Source organism: Pseudomonas chlororaphis subsp. aurantiaca (assembly GCF_013466605.1).
GTDB classification, from domain to species: Bacteria; Pseudomonadota; Gammaproteobacteria; order Pseudomonadales; family Pseudomonadaceae; genus Aquipseudomonas; species Aquipseudomonas chlororaphis_I.
Genome location: NZ_CP059162.1, coordinates 238768 through 256233, shown reverse-complemented (window position 1 = coordinate 256233; position 17466 = coordinate 238768). Strand labels below are relative to the sequence as shown.

The 17466-nt window shown below is 63.9% G+C and carries 17 protein-coding genes; 4 read left to right on the top strand and 13 right to left on the bottom strand.

Annotation, left to right across the window (positions count from 1 at the left end):
* The first annotated feature begins 24 nt into the window (after positions 1-24).
* The gene (locus H0I86_RS01105) at positions 25-1029 is read left to right on the top strand and encodes an AraC family transcriptional regulator (protein WP_038583092.1); all 1005 of its coding nucleotides are present in this window, start codon (positions 25-27) and stop codon (positions 1027-1029) included.
* A gap of 37 nt (positions 1030-1066) precedes the next feature.
* Here H0I86_RS01105 and H0I86_RS01100 read toward each other — a convergent pair whose 3' ends face one another.
* Positions 1067-1753 (bottom strand): Crp/Fnr family transcriptional regulator, encoded by a 687-nt coding sequence (locus H0I86_RS01100; RefSeq protein WP_180923549.1) that lies wholly within the window; start codon positions 1751-1753, stop codon positions 1067-1069.
* Between the two features lie 102 nt (positions 1754-1855).
* On the opposite strand from H0I86_RS01100, the gene H0I86_RS01095 reads away from it, so the two are divergent.
* Positions 1856-2380 (top strand): Mpo1 family 2-hydroxy fatty acid dioxygenase, encoded by a 525-nt coding sequence (locus tag H0I86_RS01095; protein WP_180923548.1) that lies wholly within the window; start codon positions 1856-1858, stop codon positions 2378-2380.
* A 72-nt stretch (positions 2381-2452) separates the two neighbouring features.
* Here the strand turns inward: H0I86_RS01095 and H0I86_RS01090 are convergent, their stop codons facing one another.
* The 6 genes from H0I86_RS01090 to dibA all read right to left on the bottom strand — a co-directional run bounded on the left by H0I86_RS01090 (position 2453) and on the right by dibA (position 8822).
* Positions 2453-3442: a sulfate/molybdate ABC transporter ATP-binding protein gene (locus H0I86_RS01090; RefSeq protein ID WP_007921524.1), complete on the bottom strand. Its 990-nt coding sequence runs from the start codon at positions 3440-3442 to the stop codon at positions 2453-2455.
* Between the two features lie 3 nt (positions 3443-3445).
* Positions 3446-4318 (bottom strand): sulfate ABC transporter permease subunit CysW, encoded by an 873-nt coding sequence (cysW, locus tag H0I86_RS01085; RefSeq protein WP_180923547.1) that lies wholly within the window; start codon positions 4316-4318, stop codon positions 3446-3448.
* 13 nt (positions 4319-4331) lie between these two features.
* Positions 4332-5150 carry a sulfate ABC transporter permease subunit CysT gene (cysT, locus tag H0I86_RS01080; protein WP_180923546.1) on the bottom strand — a complete coding sequence of 273 codons (819 nt, stop codon included), beginning with the start codon at positions 5148-5150 and terminating at the stop codon, positions 4332-4334.
* 105 nt (positions 5151-5255) lie between these two features.
* Complete coding sequence (locus H0I86_RS01075; protein WP_016705023.1) at positions 5256-6266, bottom strand: sulfate ABC transporter substrate-binding protein; 1011 nt, start codon at positions 6264-6266, stop codon at positions 5256-5258.
* 154 nt (positions 6267-6420) lie between these two features.
* On the bottom strand, positions 6421-6603 hold the full coding sequence (gene oscA, locus H0I86_RS01070; RefSeq protein WP_009041629.1) for a sulfur starvation response protein OscA: 183 nt from the start codon (positions 6601-6603) through the stop codon (positions 6421-6423).
* 299 nt (positions 6604-6902) lie between these two features.
* Entirely contained in the window at positions 6903-8822 is a 1920-nt protein-coding gene (gene dibA / locus H0I86_RS01065) for a phosphodiesterase DibA (protein WP_180923545.1), read from the bottom strand.
* A 145-nt stretch (positions 8823-8967) separates the two neighbouring features.
* On the opposite strand from dibA, the gene desA reads away from it, so the two are divergent.
* On the top strand, positions 8968-10152 hold the full coding sequence (gene desA, locus H0I86_RS01060; protein WP_180923544.1) for a delta-9 fatty acid desaturase DesA: 1185 nt from the start codon (positions 8968-8970) through the stop codon (positions 10150-10152).
* 248 nt (positions 10153-10400) lie between these two features.
* On the top strand, positions 10401-11393 hold the full coding sequence (locus H0I86_RS01055; protein WP_180923543.1) for a GGDEF domain-containing protein: 993 nt from the start codon (positions 10401-10403) through the stop codon (positions 11391-11393).
* Positions 11394-11593: 200 nt separating this feature from the next.
* Here the strand turns inward: H0I86_RS01055 and H0I86_RS01050 are convergent, their stop codons facing one another.
* The 6 genes from H0I86_RS01050 to H0I86_RS01025 form a co-directional block, all read right to left on the bottom strand.
* Positions 11594-12808, bottom strand: coding sequence for an HDOD domain-containing protein (locus H0I86_RS01050; RefSeq protein WP_180923542.1), 1215 nt, complete (start codon positions 12806-12808; stop codon positions 11594-11596).
* 139 nt (positions 12809-12947) lie between these two features.
* On the bottom strand, positions 12948-14225 hold the full coding sequence (gene gabT / locus H0I86_RS01045; RefSeq protein WP_009041624.1) for a 4-aminobutyrate--2-oxoglutarate transaminase: 1278 nt from the start codon (positions 14223-14225) through the stop codon (positions 12948-12950).
* A 185-nt stretch (positions 14226-14410) separates the two neighbouring features.
* The gene (gabD, locus tag H0I86_RS01040) at positions 14411-15853 is read right to left on the bottom strand and encodes an NADP-dependent succinate-semialdehyde dehydrogenase (protein ID WP_007930336.1); all 1443 of its coding nucleotides are present in this window, start codon (positions 15851-15853) and stop codon (positions 14411-14413) included.
* Between the two features lie 371 nt (positions 15854-16224).
* Positions 16225-16536 (bottom strand): RebB family R body protein, encoded by a 312-nt coding sequence (locus H0I86_RS01035; RefSeq protein WP_009046382.1) that lies wholly within the window; start codon positions 16534-16536, stop codon positions 16225-16227.
* A gap of 50 nt (positions 16537-16586) precedes the next feature.
* The gene (locus tag H0I86_RS01030; RefSeq protein ID WP_009046381.1) at positions 16587-16901 is read right to left on the bottom strand and encodes a RebB family R body protein; all 315 of its coding nucleotides are present in this window, start codon (positions 16899-16901) and stop codon (positions 16587-16589) included.
* A gap of 84 nt (positions 16902-16985) precedes the next feature.
* Positions 16986-17450, bottom strand: coding sequence for a hypothetical protein (locus H0I86_RS01025; protein ID WP_009046380.1), 465 nt, complete (start codon positions 17448-17450; stop codon positions 16986-16988).
* Positions 17451-17466 lie beyond the last annotated feature (16 nt).

Below are 17466 nucleotides of genomic sequence, written 5' to 3'. Positions count from 1 at the left end.
TGTTGACCGGACGCGCCAACCGCCATGACCGAACCCACTTCCCTCGCCAGCTGGACCCGCGCCCTGCGCAAGCAGCTCGATGCCCTGGGCCTCGACAGCACCGCCCTGTGCCACCAGGCCGGCCTCGACCCGCAACTGATGGACGACCCCAACGCGCGCTACCCGCTGTCGGGCACCACCCGCCTGTGGCAGCTGGCGGTGCAGGCCAGCGGCGACCCGGCCATCGGCCTGCGGGTCTCGCGCTTCGTCAGCCCGACCACCTTCCATGCCCTGGGTTATGCGCTGGTGGCCAGCGGCAGCCTGCGGGAAGTGTTCGAGCGCATCGTGCGCTATCACCAGGTGGTCAGCGATGCCCTGGAGCTGGAGCTGACCCGCACCGAGGACCGTTATCGCTTTCGCCTGAAGGTCCCCGAGGGCAACCCGGAACCGGCGTTCGAGGCCATCGACGCCTTTGTCGCGATCTACGTACGCACCTGCCGCAACCGCCTGGGCCGCGACTACGCGCCGCTGGCGGTGTACCTGCGGCGCCCCGAACCGGCGGACCCCAAGCAATGGCACACGGTGTTTCGCGCGCCGGTGTTTTTCGGCGCCGACGAGGATCGCCTGGAGTTCGGGCTGCACGACTTCGACAGCCACCTGGACGACGCCAACCCGGAACTGGCCGAACACAACGAGGCGGTGCTCAAGCGCACCCTGATGCAACTGCAACCCTTGACCTGGGAGCGCAAGGTGCGCGGGGTCATCGAGTCCCAGCTGCCGGAAGGCGAACCCTCGGCCGAACGGGTCGCCCAGGCCCTGCACCTGAGCCTGCGCAGCCTGCAACGGCACCTGGCGGACGAGGGTTGCCGCTTCGACACCCTGCTCAACGAATGCCGGGAGAACCTCGCCCTGCTGCACCTGCGCGACCCGCAGTGCTCCTTGAGCGAGATCAGTTACCTGCTGGGGTTCGCCGACGCCAGCAGCTTCAGCCGCGCGTTCAAGCGCTGGACCGGGATGACCCCGGGGCAGTTTCGCGATGGGTTGCGTTAGCTGGAGACTGGCGGTGCTCGCGATAGCGATCTGATAGTCAAACGCCAGCCAACAGCCGCAACCGGTCCTCGTCGAGGATCTCGATCTCGCCGTAACCGAGCTTGAGAATGCCCTGCCCCTGCAAATCCTTGAGGATCTGGTTGGTGGTCTGGCGCGACAGCGACAGCAACAGCGCCAACTGCTCCTGGGGCAGGTGCAGGACCCGGCGCGGGGTGTCGGTCTCGCCGTAGCCGCGGGCGATCATCAACAAGCGGTTGGCCACCCGCGCCGGGGCCGGCATCAGGCTCAGCTGTTCGAGGTTGATAAAGGTCAGGCGCAGCTTGTGGCTCATCAACAGCGCCAGCTGCCGCCAGTATTGCGGGTGCTCGTCCAACAGTTCGAGCAGCGCCGCCTGGGGCACATTGAGCAGGCTGCACGGGCCCACGGCATAGGCGTCATGGGTGCGCGGCTGGCCGTCGAACAGGCTGATCTCGCCGAACCAGTGCGGCGCCTCCACCAGACTCAGCAGCGCCTCCTTGCCTTGCTCGCTGACCGCGCCGACGCGCACCGTGCCTTCCAGCACCGCGTACAGCCCGCAGGGCGGATCGCCGCGCTGGAACAGGCGCTGGCCCGGCGCCAGCGAGCGCAAACGGGCATTGGCCAGCAGACTATTCTGTAACTGAACGGGCAAGCGGCTGAACCACTGGCCGCTCATCAGGCGCTCACGCCAGACCTGCATCTTCATCGATAGCGTTATCCACACGGGCAGCGAGCCGATTGTCGCCTGGCCGACAGAGCCGGCAACCGGCGCAGGGCATGATTCGATCACCCTACAGGAGGAACAACAATGAAAAGCCTCGTCGACCATCTCAGTCAATACGCCGCCTACCACCGTGATCCGCGCAACATCGCCAGCCACTTTATCGGCATTCCGCTGATTGTGCTGGCCGTCGCGGTCCTGCTGTCGCGCCCCGCCTGGCCGGTCGCCGGGCTGTGGCTGTCGCCGGCGCTGTTGCTGGCGCTGGCGTCATGCGGGTTCTACCTGCGCCTGGAACTGCGCCTGGGCCTGCTGATGACGCTGCTGATGGGGCTGTCGGTGTGGGCCGGCCATGCACTGGCGCAGCAAAGCACCCTGGTCTGGCTGGCCAGCGGCGTGGGCATGTTCGTGATCGGCTGGGTGATCCAGTTCGTCGGCCATTACTACGAAGGGCGCAAGCCGGCCTTTGTCGATGACGTCTCGGGGCTGATCGTCGGACCGTTGTTCGTGGTGGCGGAGCTGGCGTTTCTGCTGGGGCTGCGCCAGGCGCTCAAGCATGAGATCGAGGCGCGAGCGGGAGGGGTGCGGGTCAATCCGAAACGCTCGGCGGTGTAGATCGCAATCGCGGGCAAGCCTCGCTCCTGTTTTTTCTGTAGGAGCGAGGCTTGCCCGCGATGCTTTTGCCTTTTAGATATTGGCGACTTTCTGCCAGACCTTGGGCTTGAAGAACAGCGTCTCGCCCTTGGCCAGCCCGACCAGGCTGTCATGGTCTTTCACCACTTCGGCCTCGATCAGTTCGCTCTGCCCTTCGACCTTCAAGGTCACTCGGGTGGTGGCGCCCAGCGGACGGATATCACGCACTTCGGCGGCGTGGTGGTCGGCCAGTTCGGAGCGCGACAGCGACACTTCGTGCGGACGGAACAGCACATGGTGGTCCTCGCCCAGGTGCAGGCGGTTGGAGTCGCCGAGGAAGTGGTAGACGAAGTCGCTGGCCGGGTTCTCGTACACCTCGCCCGGCGAACCGATCTGCTCGATCACGCCCTTGTTCATCACCACGATACGGTCCGCCACTTCCATGGCTTCCTCCTGGTCGTGGGTAACGAATACCGAGGTCAGGTTGATGTCTTCGTGCAGCCGCGCCAGCCAGCGCCGCAGCTCCTTGCGCACCTTGGCGTCCAGGGCGCCGAAGGGTTCGTCCAGCAGCAGCACCTTGGGCTCCACCGCCAGGGCGCGGGCCAGGGCGATCCGCTGGCGCTGGCCACCGGACAGTTGCTCCGGGTAACGGTCGGCGAGCCAGTCCAGCTGCACCATGTTCAACAGCTCATGGACCTTCTCGGCGATCTTGCTTTCGCTCGGGCGCTGGTTTTTCGGCTTCATGCGCAGGCCGAAGGCGACATTGTCGAACACGCTCATGTGGCGGAACAGCGCGTAGTGCTGGAACACGAAACCGACGTTGCGATCGCGCACGTCGTGGCCGGAGACGTCCTCGCCGTGGAACACGATACTGCCGGCGTCCGGGGTTTCCAGGCCGGCGATGATCCGCAGCAGGGTGGTCTTGCCGCAGCCGGACGGGCCCAGCAGCGCCACCAGCTCGCCGCTCTGGATATCCAGGTTGATGCTGTTCAGGGCCTTGAAGGCATTGAAGTTCTTGCTGACGTTACGGACTTCGATCGACATGATTCATTCCTCCGCGGCGCTGGCGCGCAGGCGGTTGATTCGGTTTTCGCTCCACTGCTTGAGCAGCAGGATGAAGAGCGCCAGGATCAGCAACAGGCTCGCGACGGCGAACGCGGCGACGTGGTTGTATTCGTTGTAGAGGATCTCGACGTGCAGCGGCAGGGTGTTGGTTACCCCGCGAATGTGCCCGGAAACCACCGACACCGCGCCGAATTCCCCCATGGCCCGCGCGGTGCAGAGCACCACGCCGTAGATCAGGCCCCACTTGATGTTCGGCACGGTCACATGCCAGAACATCTGCCAGCCGTTGGCCCCCAGCAGCCGCGCGGCTTCCTCTTCCTGGGTGCCCTGCTCCTGCATCAGCGGGATCAGCTCCCGGGCGACGAAGGGAACGGTGACGAAGATGGTCGCCAGGACGATGCCCGGCAGGGCGAACACGATCTGGATATCGTGATCCTGCAGCCAAGGCCCGAACAGGCCCTGGGCGCCGAACATCAGCACGTAGACCAGGCCGGCGATCACCGGCGACACCGAGAACGGAAGGTCGATCAGAGTCACCAGGATGCTCTTGCCGCGGAAGTTGTATTTGCTCACGCACCAGGCGGCGCTGACGCCGAACACCAGGTTCAGCGGCACCGAGATCAGCACGGCGATCACCGTCAGCTTCAGGGCCGACAGCGCGTCCGGCTCGAAGATCGCGGCGAAGAATGCGCCGAGCCCGAGCTTGAGCCCCTGGGACACCACGATGAACAGCGGCAGCAGCAGGAACAGGGCGAAGATCAGCCAGCCGAGGCCGATCAGGATGCGCCGCGAGGCGGCGCTGCCACGACGGCCGGCGCTGGCCGAAGAGGCTGCGGAAATGGACGATTGGGACATGGTTCGCGCCTCCTTAAGGTCGTTCGATGCGCCGTTGCAGCAGGTTGATCAGCAGCAACAGGACAAAGGAAACCATCAGCATCAACACGCCGATGGAGGTCGCGCCGGTGTAATCGTACTGGTCGAGCTTGACCATGATCAGCAGCGGCAGGATTTCGGTTTTCATCGGCATGTTGCCGGCGATGAAGATCACCGAACCGTACTCGCCGACACCCCGGGCAAAGGCCAGGGCGAAACCAGTCAGCCAGGCCGGCAGCAGCGCCGGTACCAGGATGTGGCGAAACACCTGCCAGGGCTTGGCGCCAAGGCAGGCGGCGGCTTCTTCGACCTCACGGGGAATGTCGGCCAGCACCGGCTGTACGGTGCGCACCACGAACGGCAGGGTGACGAAAGTCAGCGCCAGGGTGATGCCCAGTGGGGTGTAGGCGATCTTGAACCCCAGGTCGGTGGCGAACTGGCCGACCAGGCCGGTCGGCGCGTACAGCGCGGTCAGCGCGATACCGGCCACGGCGGTGGGCAGGGCGAACGGCAGGTCGATCATCGCATCGATGATCTTGCGTCCGGGAAAGCTGTAGCGCACCAGCACCCAGGCCAGCAGCGTGCCGATCACGCCATTGATGATCGCCGCGTACAGCGCGGTGCCGAAGCTCAGCTTGAGCGCGGCGAGCACCCGCGGTGCCGAGACAATGGCCCAGAACTGATCCCAGGTGAGTTGGGCGGCATGCACGAACATCGCCGCCAGGGGTATGAGCACAATCAGGCTGAGGTACACCAAGGTGTAGCCCAGCGTCAGCCCGAAGCCGGGTATGACGGGGGAGATACGACGCGACATAAAAGTCCTTGGTTGACACGCAAAGCCCGGAAACGAATCCGGGCCTATTGCTCTGGCGGTTCGACGAGCCCCGGATGTCTTGCTGCCGGGGCTCGCCACTGAAGATTACTGCGCCTGGTAGATCTGGTCGAACACCCCGCCATCATTGAAGAATTTCGGTTGGGCAGTTTTCCAGCCGCCGAAGTCCTTGTCGATGGTCACCAGGTCCAGTTTCGGGAACTGCTGAGCGTATTTGGCCGCCACATCCTTGTCCCGCGGACGATAGAAGTTCTTCGCCGCGATTTCCTGGCCGGCCGGACTGTACAGGTGCTTGAGGTAGGCCTCGGCGATCTCGGTGTTGCCCTTTTTCTCGGCGTTCTTGTCCACCACCGCCACTGGCGGCTCGGCGAGGATCGACAGCGAAGGCACCACGATGTCGAACTTGTCGGCGCCGCCGTCTTCCTTCAGCGCCAGGAAGGCTTCGTTTTCCCAGGCCAGCAACACGTCGCCCTGACCGTTGTTGACGAAAGTGATGGTCGAGCCGCGGGCGCCGGTATCCAGCACCGGTACATGCTTGAACAGCTCCTTCACGTATTCCTGGGCCTTGGCTTCGCTGCCGCCGGCTTTCAGGCCATAGGCCCAGGCGGCGAGGAAGTTCCAGCGGGCGCCGCCGGAGGTTTTCGGGTTCGGCGTGATTACCGACACGTCTTTCTTGATCAGGTCGCCCCAGTCCTTGATGCCCTTGGGATTGCCCTTGCGCACCAGGAACACGATGGTCGAGGTGTAGGGCGTGCTCGCATCCGGCAGGCGTTTTTGCCAGTCGGCCGGCAGGCTCTTGCCGAGCTTGGCGATTTCATCGATGTCGCCAGCCAGCGCCAGGGTCACCACGTCGGCGCGCAGGCCGTCGATCACCGCGCGGCCCTGCTTGCCCGAGCCACCGTGGGATTGCTGGATCTTGACGTTGTCGCCCGGGTGTTCCTTTTTCCAAAAGCTTGTGAATTCGGTGTTGTAGTCCTGGTACAGCTCGCGAGTCGGGTCGTACGACACGTTGAGCAACTCGTAATCCTTGGCAACGGCGGAACCGGCAAAAACGGCGCTGGCGAGGGCGGCCAGGGCATAACGGCGAATCGACGACATGATGGAGCTCCCGAATTTTTTAATGTGCTGGCATTTTTCTTATGGCGAATCAGGCCCGCATTCGTGGGCGAACGCTGGGGTTGAGGTTGGGGGTCATGGATGACGCCCTCCGGTGGTCCAGTCGGGCCTCTCGCGGCGAGAGGTAGTGCGGAATTCAGCTTGGTTTGTTGCCAGGGTTTTGCAGGCGGAATTTTTCCTTGCGTTCGATCTGCACGACCTGGGCGTTGTGCACGGTGATTTCCACCGCGCCGAAACGCAGGTCGCGCAACGCGCTTTGAATCTCGCGCAAGATGGTTTGTTCGTCCTGGCCGTCAACGCTACGAAGAGATGCGCTCATGGTGTTGCTCCTGAATGAGATGTGCCTGGCAGTGGCGGCACTGCTTACGGCGTGAGGGCAATAGTAGATAGGCGCAGATATTCTTAAAAATACTATTTAAGAATTTTTATATAACCAAAAGAAATTATTTGAATTGACACGAGGTTGCGTCTCTTCAGACGGCAGAAAACCTTGTAGCCGCTGCCGCAGGCTGCGATAGGACCGCAGGTCCTCCTACGTCCTCACAAGCGTCACGGCCGTCCCGGCCGATCGCAGCCTGCGGCAGCGGCTACAGGGTGGAATCGATGCAAGTCCGGCAATCAGTGGATCTGCAGCACCCGGCCCCATTCCAGTTGCGCCGCCGGTACCGGGCGGCCAAACCAGTAGCCCTGGCCCAGGTCGCAACCCTGGTCGAGCAGGAAGCGCGCCTGTTCCGCCTGCTCGATGCCTTCGGCGTGCACCTGCATGCCCATGCTCTGGGCCAGGGCGATGATCACCCGGGAGATCGCCGCATCGTCTTCGTCCCACGGCAGGCCGGCGACAAAACCCTGGTCGATCTTCAGCTTCTGCACCGGCAGGCGCTTGAGCCGCAGCAGCGAGGAATAACCGGTGCCGAAGTCGTCGATGGCCAGGCGCAGCCCCAGTTCGCGCAGGCGATGCATCTGCTCCAGGGCGACTTCCGGGTCTTCCATCACCGCGCTTTCGGTGACTTCCAGCTCCAGGTAGGCCGGGTCGAGGCCGGTATCGTGCAGCACCTGGGCCACTTGCTGGTACAGCTCACGGCGGGCGAACAGCCGGCTGGAGACGTTCACCGCGACGAAGGACAACGCCATGCCGGCCGCCTGCCATTGGCACATCTGCCGACAGGCCTGCTGCATGACCCAGGCATCGATCTCGGCGATCAGCCCGGTGCGCTCGGCAATCGGAATGAACTCGCCAGGCGGCACCAGGCCACGCTGCGGATGCTCCCAGCGCACCAGCGCCTCGACCCCGACCAGACGGCTGCTGGCGAGGTCGTGTACCGGCTGGTAGAACACCCGCAGCTCCTGCTGCTCCAGGGCGCGGCGCAATTCGAAGGCAATCTCCACCCGTTGCTGGGCGTGGGCCGTCAGTTCCTCGGTGTACAGCGCGTAACTGTCGCGCCCGGCGCTCTTGGCCTTGAACAGGGCCGTGTCGGCATTGCGCAACAGTTGCTCGGCGCTCAGGGCATCGCTGGGAAACAGGCTGATGCCGATGCTGGTATTGATGAACAGCTGATTCTCGTCCATCAGGAAAGGCTGCTTCACCCCGTCGATGATGCGCTGCGCCAGCACCGCGGCCTGCCCCGGCTGCGCGCAGCTCTCGACCAGCACCGCGAACTCGTCGCCGCCCAGCCGCGCCAGGGTGATGCCCGGGCCGAACATGCCCTGCAGGCGCTGGGCCACGGCTTTGAGCAGGCGGTCGCCGACATTGTGCCCGAGGCTGTCGTTGATCATCTTGAAGTGATCCAGGTCGACCATCAGCAGCGCGCAGCCGCGCTTGTGGATCTGCGCCGACGCCAGGGCCTGCTCGGCGCGGTCGGTGAACAGCAGGCGATTGGGCAGGTCGGTCAGCGGGTCGTGGTGCGCCAGGTGGGCCAGTTCGTGCTCGGAATCCTTGATCGCGCTGATGTCGGAGAACACCGCGACATAATGGCTGAGCTGGCCGTCGTCATCGCGGATGGCGCGGATGGTCTGCCACTGCGGGTAGATCTCGCCGCATTTGCGCCGGTTCCAGATCTCGCCGCTCCACTCGCCCGTGGCGTTCAGCGAATCGAACATGGCCTGGTAGAAATCCGCCGTGTGGTGCCCGGACTTGAACATGCTCGGCTGGCGGCCCAGCACCTCGTCGCGCTGATAGCCGGTGATCTCGATGAACGCGCGGTTCACATGGACGATCTGGCCCCGGCGGTCGCTGACCAGCACCCCTTCGCGGGTGCAATCGAACACCGCGGCCGCCTGGCGCAGACGCTCGCGGTCCTCGCGCTGGTGATGCAGCCAGGAGTCGGCGCCCAGCAAACGCAACAGACGGCCCCGCGCGATGAAAATCAGGACCGCGCTGACCAGGGCCCAGAGATACCCGTTGATCAGTTGCCAGCGCGCCAGATCGTTCGACTCATCGAAGAAACTGCTCAATAAATGACCACTGAACTGCAACCACAACACAGATAGCAAGAGGTAGAGCAGGGCTGCACGCAAAGCGTCGCGAGAAGAAACCGACATAAGGTCGTCAATGTCCTTACGGAAAGCTAGGGATTATAGAGGAAGAAACATCTCGCCACTCTTATCTGAAAGGGCGACTGGTTTTCTCTGTAGGCTTGGTGATAATGCGACTGCTGTTTTTTCTTTATCGAGGGCCCTACAGCCTATGTGGTACGAAGGTTTTCTTGGCTTGTCGGCCTGGCAACTGGTGGCAGTCACCCTGTTAATGACTCACGTGACCATCGTTGCGGTCACGGTTTACCTGCATCGCTATTCAGCCCACCGTTCCCTGGAGCTCAACGCAGGCCTGAAACATTTCTTCCGCTTCTGGCTGTGGCTGACCACGGCGCAGAACACCCGCGAGTGGACCGCCATCCACCGCAAGCACCACGCCAAATGCGAAACCGCGGACGACCCCCACAGCCCGGTGATCAAGGGCCTGTCCACGGTGCTGCGCAAAGGCGCCGAGCTGTACCGCGAAGAGGCGAAAAACCCGGAAACCCTGCGTATCTACGGCAAGAACTGCCCGGACGACTGGATCGAGCGCAACCTCTACTCGCGCTACAAGCTGGGCGGCGTGGCGCTGATGGCGGTGATCGACCTGCTGCTGTTCGGCACCATCGGCATCACCATCTGGGCAATCCAGATGATGTGGATCCCGTTCTGGGCCGCCGGGGTGATCAACGGCCTGGGCCACGCGGTCGGCTATCGCAACTTCGAATGCCGCGACGCGGCCACCAACCTGGTGCCCTGGGGCATCCTGGTCGGCGGCGAAGAGCTGCACAACAACCATCACACCTACCCCAACTCGGCCAAGCTGTCGGTGAAGAAGTGGGAGTTCGACCTGGGCTGGGCCTGGATCAAGGTGTTCAGCTACCTGCGCCTGGCCAAGGTGCAGCGGGTCGCGCCGATCGCCCACCGGGTCGAAGGCAAGGGCCACCTGGACATGGACACGGCGATGGCGATCCTCAACAACCGTTTCCAGATCATGGCGCAGTACCGCAAGCTGGTGATCGCGCCGCTGGTCAAGCAGGAGCTGGACAAGGTCGATCACTCGGTGCGCCATCAGTTCCACCGCGCCAAGCGCCTGCTGTCGCGGGAGACCAGCCTGCTGGAAGAGCGTCACCATGCGCGCATCCAGAACATGCTGGAACACAGCCAGGCCCTGAAAGTGATCTACGAAAAACGCCTGGCGCTGCAACAGATCTGGGCCAAGACCAGTTCCAACGGCCACGACATGCTGGCGGCGATCAAGGACTGGGTCCACGAAGCCGAAGCCAGCGGGATCCAATCGCTGCGCGACTTCGCCAGCCAGCTGAAAACCTACTCGCTACGCCCCGCCACCACCTGACGCTGGCCCGTTCACCTGCCACGGTAAGCTCTGCTGCCGTGGCCGGTGGGCTTCGCTACCCTCGCGGCCCCATGAGTTCCAGCCCGTCATCCGCGGCACCGTGACCGCCCAGCGGCTGCCGGCTCCCAGACCACGGAAACCGGGAACTTCGTCGCCAATCCCCTATCTCAAGCAACACTTCGCCATCCAGGCGGGCTTTCTGTGGCCGCTTCGTTTCCCGAGCGGCATGCGCTTTGAGATCGGTGCCGATGGTCAACAAGAACCCACAACTCCCATCCGCTTTTCCCCAATGGCCCGAGGCCGCGCAAACCCTGATGGCACTGATGCACGCCCAGGGCGAGGTCGCCCGGCTGACGGAACGCGAACAGTTGTTCAGCTCGTTGCTGGTCAGCGTCAATGCCGTGCTCTGGGCCTTCGACTGGGAAGCCCGCCAGGTGCTGTATGTCAGCCCGGCATATGAGCGTATCTTCGGCCGCTCCGCCGGCCTGCTGCTGGCCGACGCCAACGAATGGCGCGACAGCGTCTACCCCGACGACCTCGAATACGCCGAGCGGACCCTGGCCCAGGTACTGGAAAAAGGCGCGGTGGAAGACCGCGAATACCGCATCATCGACGCCCAGGGCCAGGTCCGCTGGCTCAGCGACAAGTGCTTCATCAATCGCAATGCCGCCCCCGGGGACCGGGTGATCATCGTCGGCCTCGCCGAGGACATCACCGAGAAAAAGCACCTGGAAACCGAGCTGCAACGCCTGGCCACCACCGACGTGCTGACCCAGAGCAGCAACCGCCGGCACTTCTTCGAGTGCGCCAACCGCGAATTCGAGCAGGCGCGCCAGCAAGGCACGCCGCTGGCCTTCCTGTTGCTGGATATCGATGACTTCAAGGTGGTCAACGACACCTACGGCCACCCCGAGGGCGACAACGTCCTGCAACGCATCGCCGAAACCGGCCGCGCCACCCTGCGCCGTGGCGACCTGTTCGGGCGTATCGGCGGCGAGGAGTTCGCCGCCCTCTTCCCCGGCTGCGCCCCGGACATGGCACGCCAGGTTGCCGAACGCCTGCAACGGGAAATCCAGCGCCTGACCTTCAACCATGGCGAGGAGCAGTTCAGCATCACCGTCAGCCAGGGCCTGACCAGCCTCACCACCGACGACGAAAAACTCGACAGCCTCTTCGCCCGCGCCGACGCGGCGATGTACGAGGCCAAGCGCCAGGGCAAGAACCGGATCGTTTCGGGGTAGAAGGCCTCTGTAGCCGCTGCCGAGCTGGCGAGGCTGCGATCGAGGTGGGCGGCATTCCGACGAAGTCCTCGCAAAACCTGAGCACGCGTTTTGTCAGGAAGAACAAGTTGCCGGGTTTTACGGCTGCTTCGCAGCCGATCGCAGCCTCGCGGGGCTCGGCAGCGGCTACCGATGTGCTGCGCCAGCCGCCGGCCGAGGTATCAGCTTTTGCGCAGGAGGGTCAGCTCCGGCAGGCCGATCTTGAGCAGGCGCGCGGTCTTGCTGTTGGCCAGCTCTTCGAGGCCCTCGGATGGCCGCAGGCGCGCGAGCTGGGCGGAGAGGTTCATCACCAGCGCCTCGCGGGAATAAACCCCGCCACCGAGCTGGTAGGCCGAGGCAATCAACTCGCGCAGCTCCAGCGGCAGGCGCCAGCGGGTGCGCAGGGCCGAACCGTAGGCCGCACCGAACTGTTCCAGGGCATCGCCGATCTCTTCCATGTCGTCCAGCGCGCCACCGGCCTGTTTCCACTCTTGCAGGCAACGCAGCAGCGCCAGGTCACCCAGGCGATGCAGCATGCCGGCGCAATAGCAGCGCTCCTGGTCCAGGTCCAGCAAGCGGGCCAGGGTCCGGCCGTATTCCGCGGTGTGCAGCGACAGCTCCCAGTAACGCTCGGCGTAATCGCCCAGGGCCGGGTCGCTCAGGCGCGCGCTACGCTTGAGCGCCAGGTCGAGAATCAGGTTCATGCTCTGCCCGGTACCCAGCCGGTGCAGGGCCTGGGCCAGGGTCTGCACGGCGCTGCCATGGTGCTGGGCGGCGCTGTTGGCCGCGGCGATCAGCACCGCGGTGATCTGCGGGTCGGTACGCACCTCTTCCTCCAACAGCTTGAGGTCGAGACCGTTGGGGTTGAGGCTGCGCTTCACCGCCAGCTGCACATCGGCGAGCAACGGCGCGCCGTCGGCCAGCTCGCGACGGCGCTCGAGAAAGGTCCACAGGGTCATGCCCGGCGCCAGGGTCGGAACCTCGCACGAGACTTCCTGGCCAGCGTCCAGCAGCAGGTCCTGCAGGCGCTGGGTCAGGCCTTCCATGTTCAGCGGCCTGGTCAGGTAGGCCGTCGGCGCCAGCGGCAGGGCTTCGCGCACGCTGGCACTGTCGTTGCGGGTGCTCATGAGGATAAAAGGCAGCACCGGGTTGCGCTTGCGCTGGCGCACGCTGCGCAGCAGGCCAAGGCCGTCGACGCCGGGCAACTCCCAGTCGGCGATCACCAGGTCATAGGGGTTTTCGGCCAGCAGTTGCAGGGCTTCCTGACCGTCGGCGCACACATCCAGCCGCGCGTCGCAACGTACACTCAACAACACTTGCTTGAGCAAATCGCGAGACCAAGGGTCCGCCTCGGCAATCAACACTCGCGGTACAGCGGGTAAATCCACAGCAGTCATGCAGCACGCTCCCTGGGCAATCCCTTGCACCTTAGTCAATGCCAGGGCTTCCATACAACGCAAATGCACCGCGCAGCCTCGATCGGCACAAAAAAACCCGCCGAAGCGGGTCTTTTTGTCGATCGGGTCACAAGCGGGATCAGAGTTCGGAGAAGCACTCTTCGATGATCGCCAGGCCCTTGTCCAGCTGCTCGTCCGGCGAGGTCAGCGGAACCAGCACGCGCAACACGTTGCCGTAGGTGCCGCAGGACAGCAGGATCAGGCCCTTGTCGCGCGCCTTGGCGACTACCTGTGCCACGGCGGCGGCGTTCGGCTTGTGGCTGTCGCCGTTCTCGAACAGCTCGACCGCGATCATCGCGCCCAGGGCACGCACATCGCCGATCACCGGGTACTTGGCCTGGATGGCCTTGAGGCCGGTCACCAGACGCTCGCCGACCGCCTTGCAACGGTCCAGCAGGTGCTCTTCCTCGAACACTTCCATCACGGCCAGGGCCGCGGCGCAGGCGATCGGGCTACCGGCGTAGGTGCCGCCCAGGCCGCCTGGCGCGATGGCGTCCATGTATTCGGCCTTGCCGCAGACACCGGCCAGCGGGAAGCCGCCAGCGATGGACTTGGCGAAGGTGGTCAGGTCGGCGGCGACGCCCATCTGCTCCATGGCGAAGAAGGTGCCGGTACGGCCTGCGCCGGTCTGCACTTCGTCGGCGATCAGCAGGATGCCGTGCTGGTCGCACAGGGCACGCAGACGCTTCATGAACTCTTTAGGCGCGACGTAGAAACCGCCTTCGCCCTGCACCGGCTCGATGATGATCGCGGCGATGTCACGTGGCTCGGCATCGTTCTTGAAAATGCGCTCGATGCTGGCGATCGAATCGTCGATGCTCACACCGTGCAGCTCGTTCGGGTACAGCGCGCGGAAGATGCCGCCTGGCATCAGGCCCATGCCGGCCGAGTAAGGCACGACCTTGCCGGTCAGGCCCAGGGTCATCATGGTGCGGCCGTGGTAGGCGCCGGTGAAGGCGATCACGCCGGCGCGGCCAGTGGCGGCACGGGCGATCTTCACGGAGTTTTCCACGGCTTCGGAACCGGTGGTCACCAGCAGGGTTTTCTTGGCGAAATCGCCAGGCACCTTGGCGTTCACTTTTTCGCACAGTTCCACGTAAGGCTCGTAGGCCAGGACCTGGAAGCAGGTGTGGGTCAGCTTGTTCAGCTGCTCGGTCACCGCGGCGACGACTTTCGGGTGCAGGTGGCCGGTGTTGAGCACGGCGATACCGCCGGCGAAGTCGATGAACTCGCGACCTTCAACGTCGGTTACCGTGGCGTTCTTCGCGGAATCGGCGAAGATCGGGTGAATCTGGCCGACACCGCGCGGTACGGCGGCTTCACGGCGTTTCATCAGGGATGCGTTGGTCTTGCTCATAGTGTCCTCATTCGCCGCTCATCGGTCGGCGTGGTTCAAGGATGACGTGGCGGGGAGGCAACCGCGGCAGCATGCGATGATCGACTGCCCCGGCTATCCCGGCACTACTCAAATAGCGTTTGCAGCACGCCAGGGGACAGCGCTCTCGTGCCCCTGGCGTTTAAAACCATGCCTTGGCGCGGGTATCAGATGCCCAGGCAGAGGTATTTGATTTCCAGGTAATCCTCGATGCCGTACTTGGATCCTTCACGGCCCAGGCCCGAAGCCTTGATGCCGCCGAACGGCGCGACTTCGTTGGAGATCAACCCGGTGTTGACGCCGACCATGCCGTATTCCAGGGCTTCGGCCACACGGAACACACGGCCCAGGTCGCGAGCGTAGAAGTACGAGGCCAGGCCGAACTCGGTATCGTTGGACATGGCGATCACTTCGGCTTCGTCCTTGAAACGGAACAGCGGCGCCAGCGGGCCGAAGGTTTCTTCCTTGGCCACGGCCGCGTCTTTCGACACGTTGACCAGGATGGTCGGCTCGAAGAAGTTGCCTTCCATCGGCTTGCCGCCGGCCAGCAGGGTCGCGCCTTTGCCCAGGGCGTCGGCGATATGTTCCTGGACCTTGGCCACGGCTTTTTCGTCGATCAAAGGACCGGTGGTGGTGCCGTCTTCCAGGCCGTTGCCGATCTTCAGCTTGGCCACCGCGGCCTTGAGCTTCTCGGCGAAGGCGTCGTAGACCGAATCCTGGATGTACAGGCGGTTGGCGCAGACGCAGGTCTGGCCGTTGTTGCGGTACTTGGAGATGATCGCGCCTTCGACGGCCTTATCCAGGTCCGCGTCGTCGAACACGATAAATGGCGCGTTGCCACCCAGTTCCAGGGAGACTTTCTTGATGTCCTTGGCGCATTCGGCCATCAGCTGGCGACCGATTTCGGTCGAGCCGGTGAAGGACAGCTTGCGCACGATCGGGTTGCTGGTCAGCTCGCCGCCGATGTCGCCGGCGCTGCCGGTGACCACGCTCAGCACGCCTTTCGGGATGCCGGCACGATGCGCCAGCTCGACCAGGGCCAGGGCGGAGAACGGGGTCTGCGAAGCCGGCTTGATCACCATGGTGCAGCCTGCGGCCAGGGCCGGGCCGGCTTTACGGGTGATCATCGCCGCCGGGAAGTTCCACGGGGTGATGGCCGCGGTCACACCGATCGGCTGCTTGATCACGATCAGGCGCTTGTCCGGCTGGTGGCCGGGAATCACATCGCCGTAGATGCGCTTGGCTTCTTCGGCGAACCATTCGATGAAGGAGGCGGCGTAGGCGATTTCGCCCTTGGCTTCGGCCAGTGGCTTGCCCTGCTCCAGGGTCATCAGGCGACCGAGGTCGTCCTGGTTTTCGATCAGCAGCTCATACCAGCGACGCAGCTTGGTCGCCCGCTCCTTGGCGGTCAGCGCGCGCCAGGCCGGCAGGGCCTTGTCGGCGGCTTCGATGGCACGGCGGGTTTCGGCCGCGCCCATCTTCGGCACGGTGCCGAGGATTTCGCCCGTGGCCGGGTTGTTCACTTTGATGGTCTGGCCGTTATCCGCGTCGACCCAAGCCCCATCGATGAAGGCTTGCTGGCGGAACAACTGGGCGTCTTTAAGCTGCATGTCGGTTTCCTTAACAGCACCGCGCGGGGCGGAGCGAATTGTGATTGTTGAAAGGCGCCTTGACAGGCTGCCGTCAGGAAAAACTGTTACCGGGCTCAAGCACAGAAATAGCGCCTATCAGAATAGACGGGCGGATCGGCTCTCAGACAAGAGCGTTTGAAATCTCAAACGAATCCTAGGGTCAACCGGGGGACAGGGCAATAGGCTGTTCGAAAAAAAGAACGAAAACGCCGCTTTGGCAGAACCTTTCGGATCAACGACACCGCCCCGGCGGATGAACGCCGGGGCTCCGGGCCTGGCGCTCACCGCGCGCGTACAAACGCAAAAAACCCCGCAGCCGGAAGGCTGCGGGGTTTTCTCAGGGCCAGGTCTTAAGTGAACGACTTGAGCACTGTCAGCAGGCTGGTGAGGTTGTCGCCTACACCGCCCTGGGCCACTTTCTCGGTGGCCGAGGCGCCGGCGGTGGTGTCGACACTGTAGATCTGCATCACGCCCTGGTTGGTGGCCGCCTGGGCCAGGGTGTTTTGCTGCTGCTGGGCCGAGACCGAGTTCTGGAACAGGATCGCTACGGATTGCCCCATTGACTGGTAGATGGTGCCCATCGACATGGCCGGCGCTTCGGCCACGACCTTGACGTTGGTCTGGGTGACGGCATCGGTGATTTGCGGACTGACTGTACTCATAGATGAAACTCCTTATTGAGAAAGAACAACTTCCGTTAGCGTTCGCCCGATCAAGGGTTGAACGACTTGAGGATCGTCAGCAGGCTGGTCAGGTTATCGGCCACGCCGCCCTGAGCGACTTTTTCGGTCGCCGCCGCGCCGGCGGTGGTATCGACGCTGTAGATCTGCATCACGCCCTGGTTGGTGGCCGCCTGGGCCAGGGTGTTTTGCTGCTGCTGCGCAGAAACGGAGTTCTGGAACAGGATCGCCGTGGCCTGGGCCATGGACTGGTAGATGGTGCTCATGGCCATCGCTGGCGCTTCAGCCACCACTTTGACGTTGGTCTGGGTGACCGCGTCGGTAATTTGCTCGTTGACTAATGGCATGGTTCAACTTCCTTTGTTAGTACACGGCGGGTTCCGTGTTAATCAATGAACGTGGCAAAACACAGGCTGTGAATACGCAAACGCTCAATGCTCCGCCGGGGCGCCGGCTGGCTGGCCGAGACGGGAAATCACCGCCTCGACCTGCTCGACCAGCCCCTGCATCCGCGCCTGGACGGCCGCATTGACAGCCTGCTGGATCAGCTCGGTCTGCTCGGGTGTCAGCGCCTGCGCGGGCTTGGCGCCCGCCTCGGCGGCAGCCGCCTGTTGCTTGGCCGCCAGCCACTGGCGAATCACCGCTTCGCGCTGCTGGGCGCTCTGCTGCAGTGCGCCTTCGCTGGCCTTGGCCTGCGCCATCAACTCGCTGGTGCGCTGTTTCTCGTTGTCGATCAGGTGCTGGGTCTGGGTGAGCACCTGGTCGATGACACCCGTCTGCGGCTGACTGCGCATCCAGGCTTCGAGAATCTGCTTTTCACCCGCCGACAGGCTCAGGTTGAGCGCATCGGCCAATTGGTAGAGACCCGCTAGCGAGTCCTGGTTTTCCTGGGGCATCTGGACGTCCTCCTTC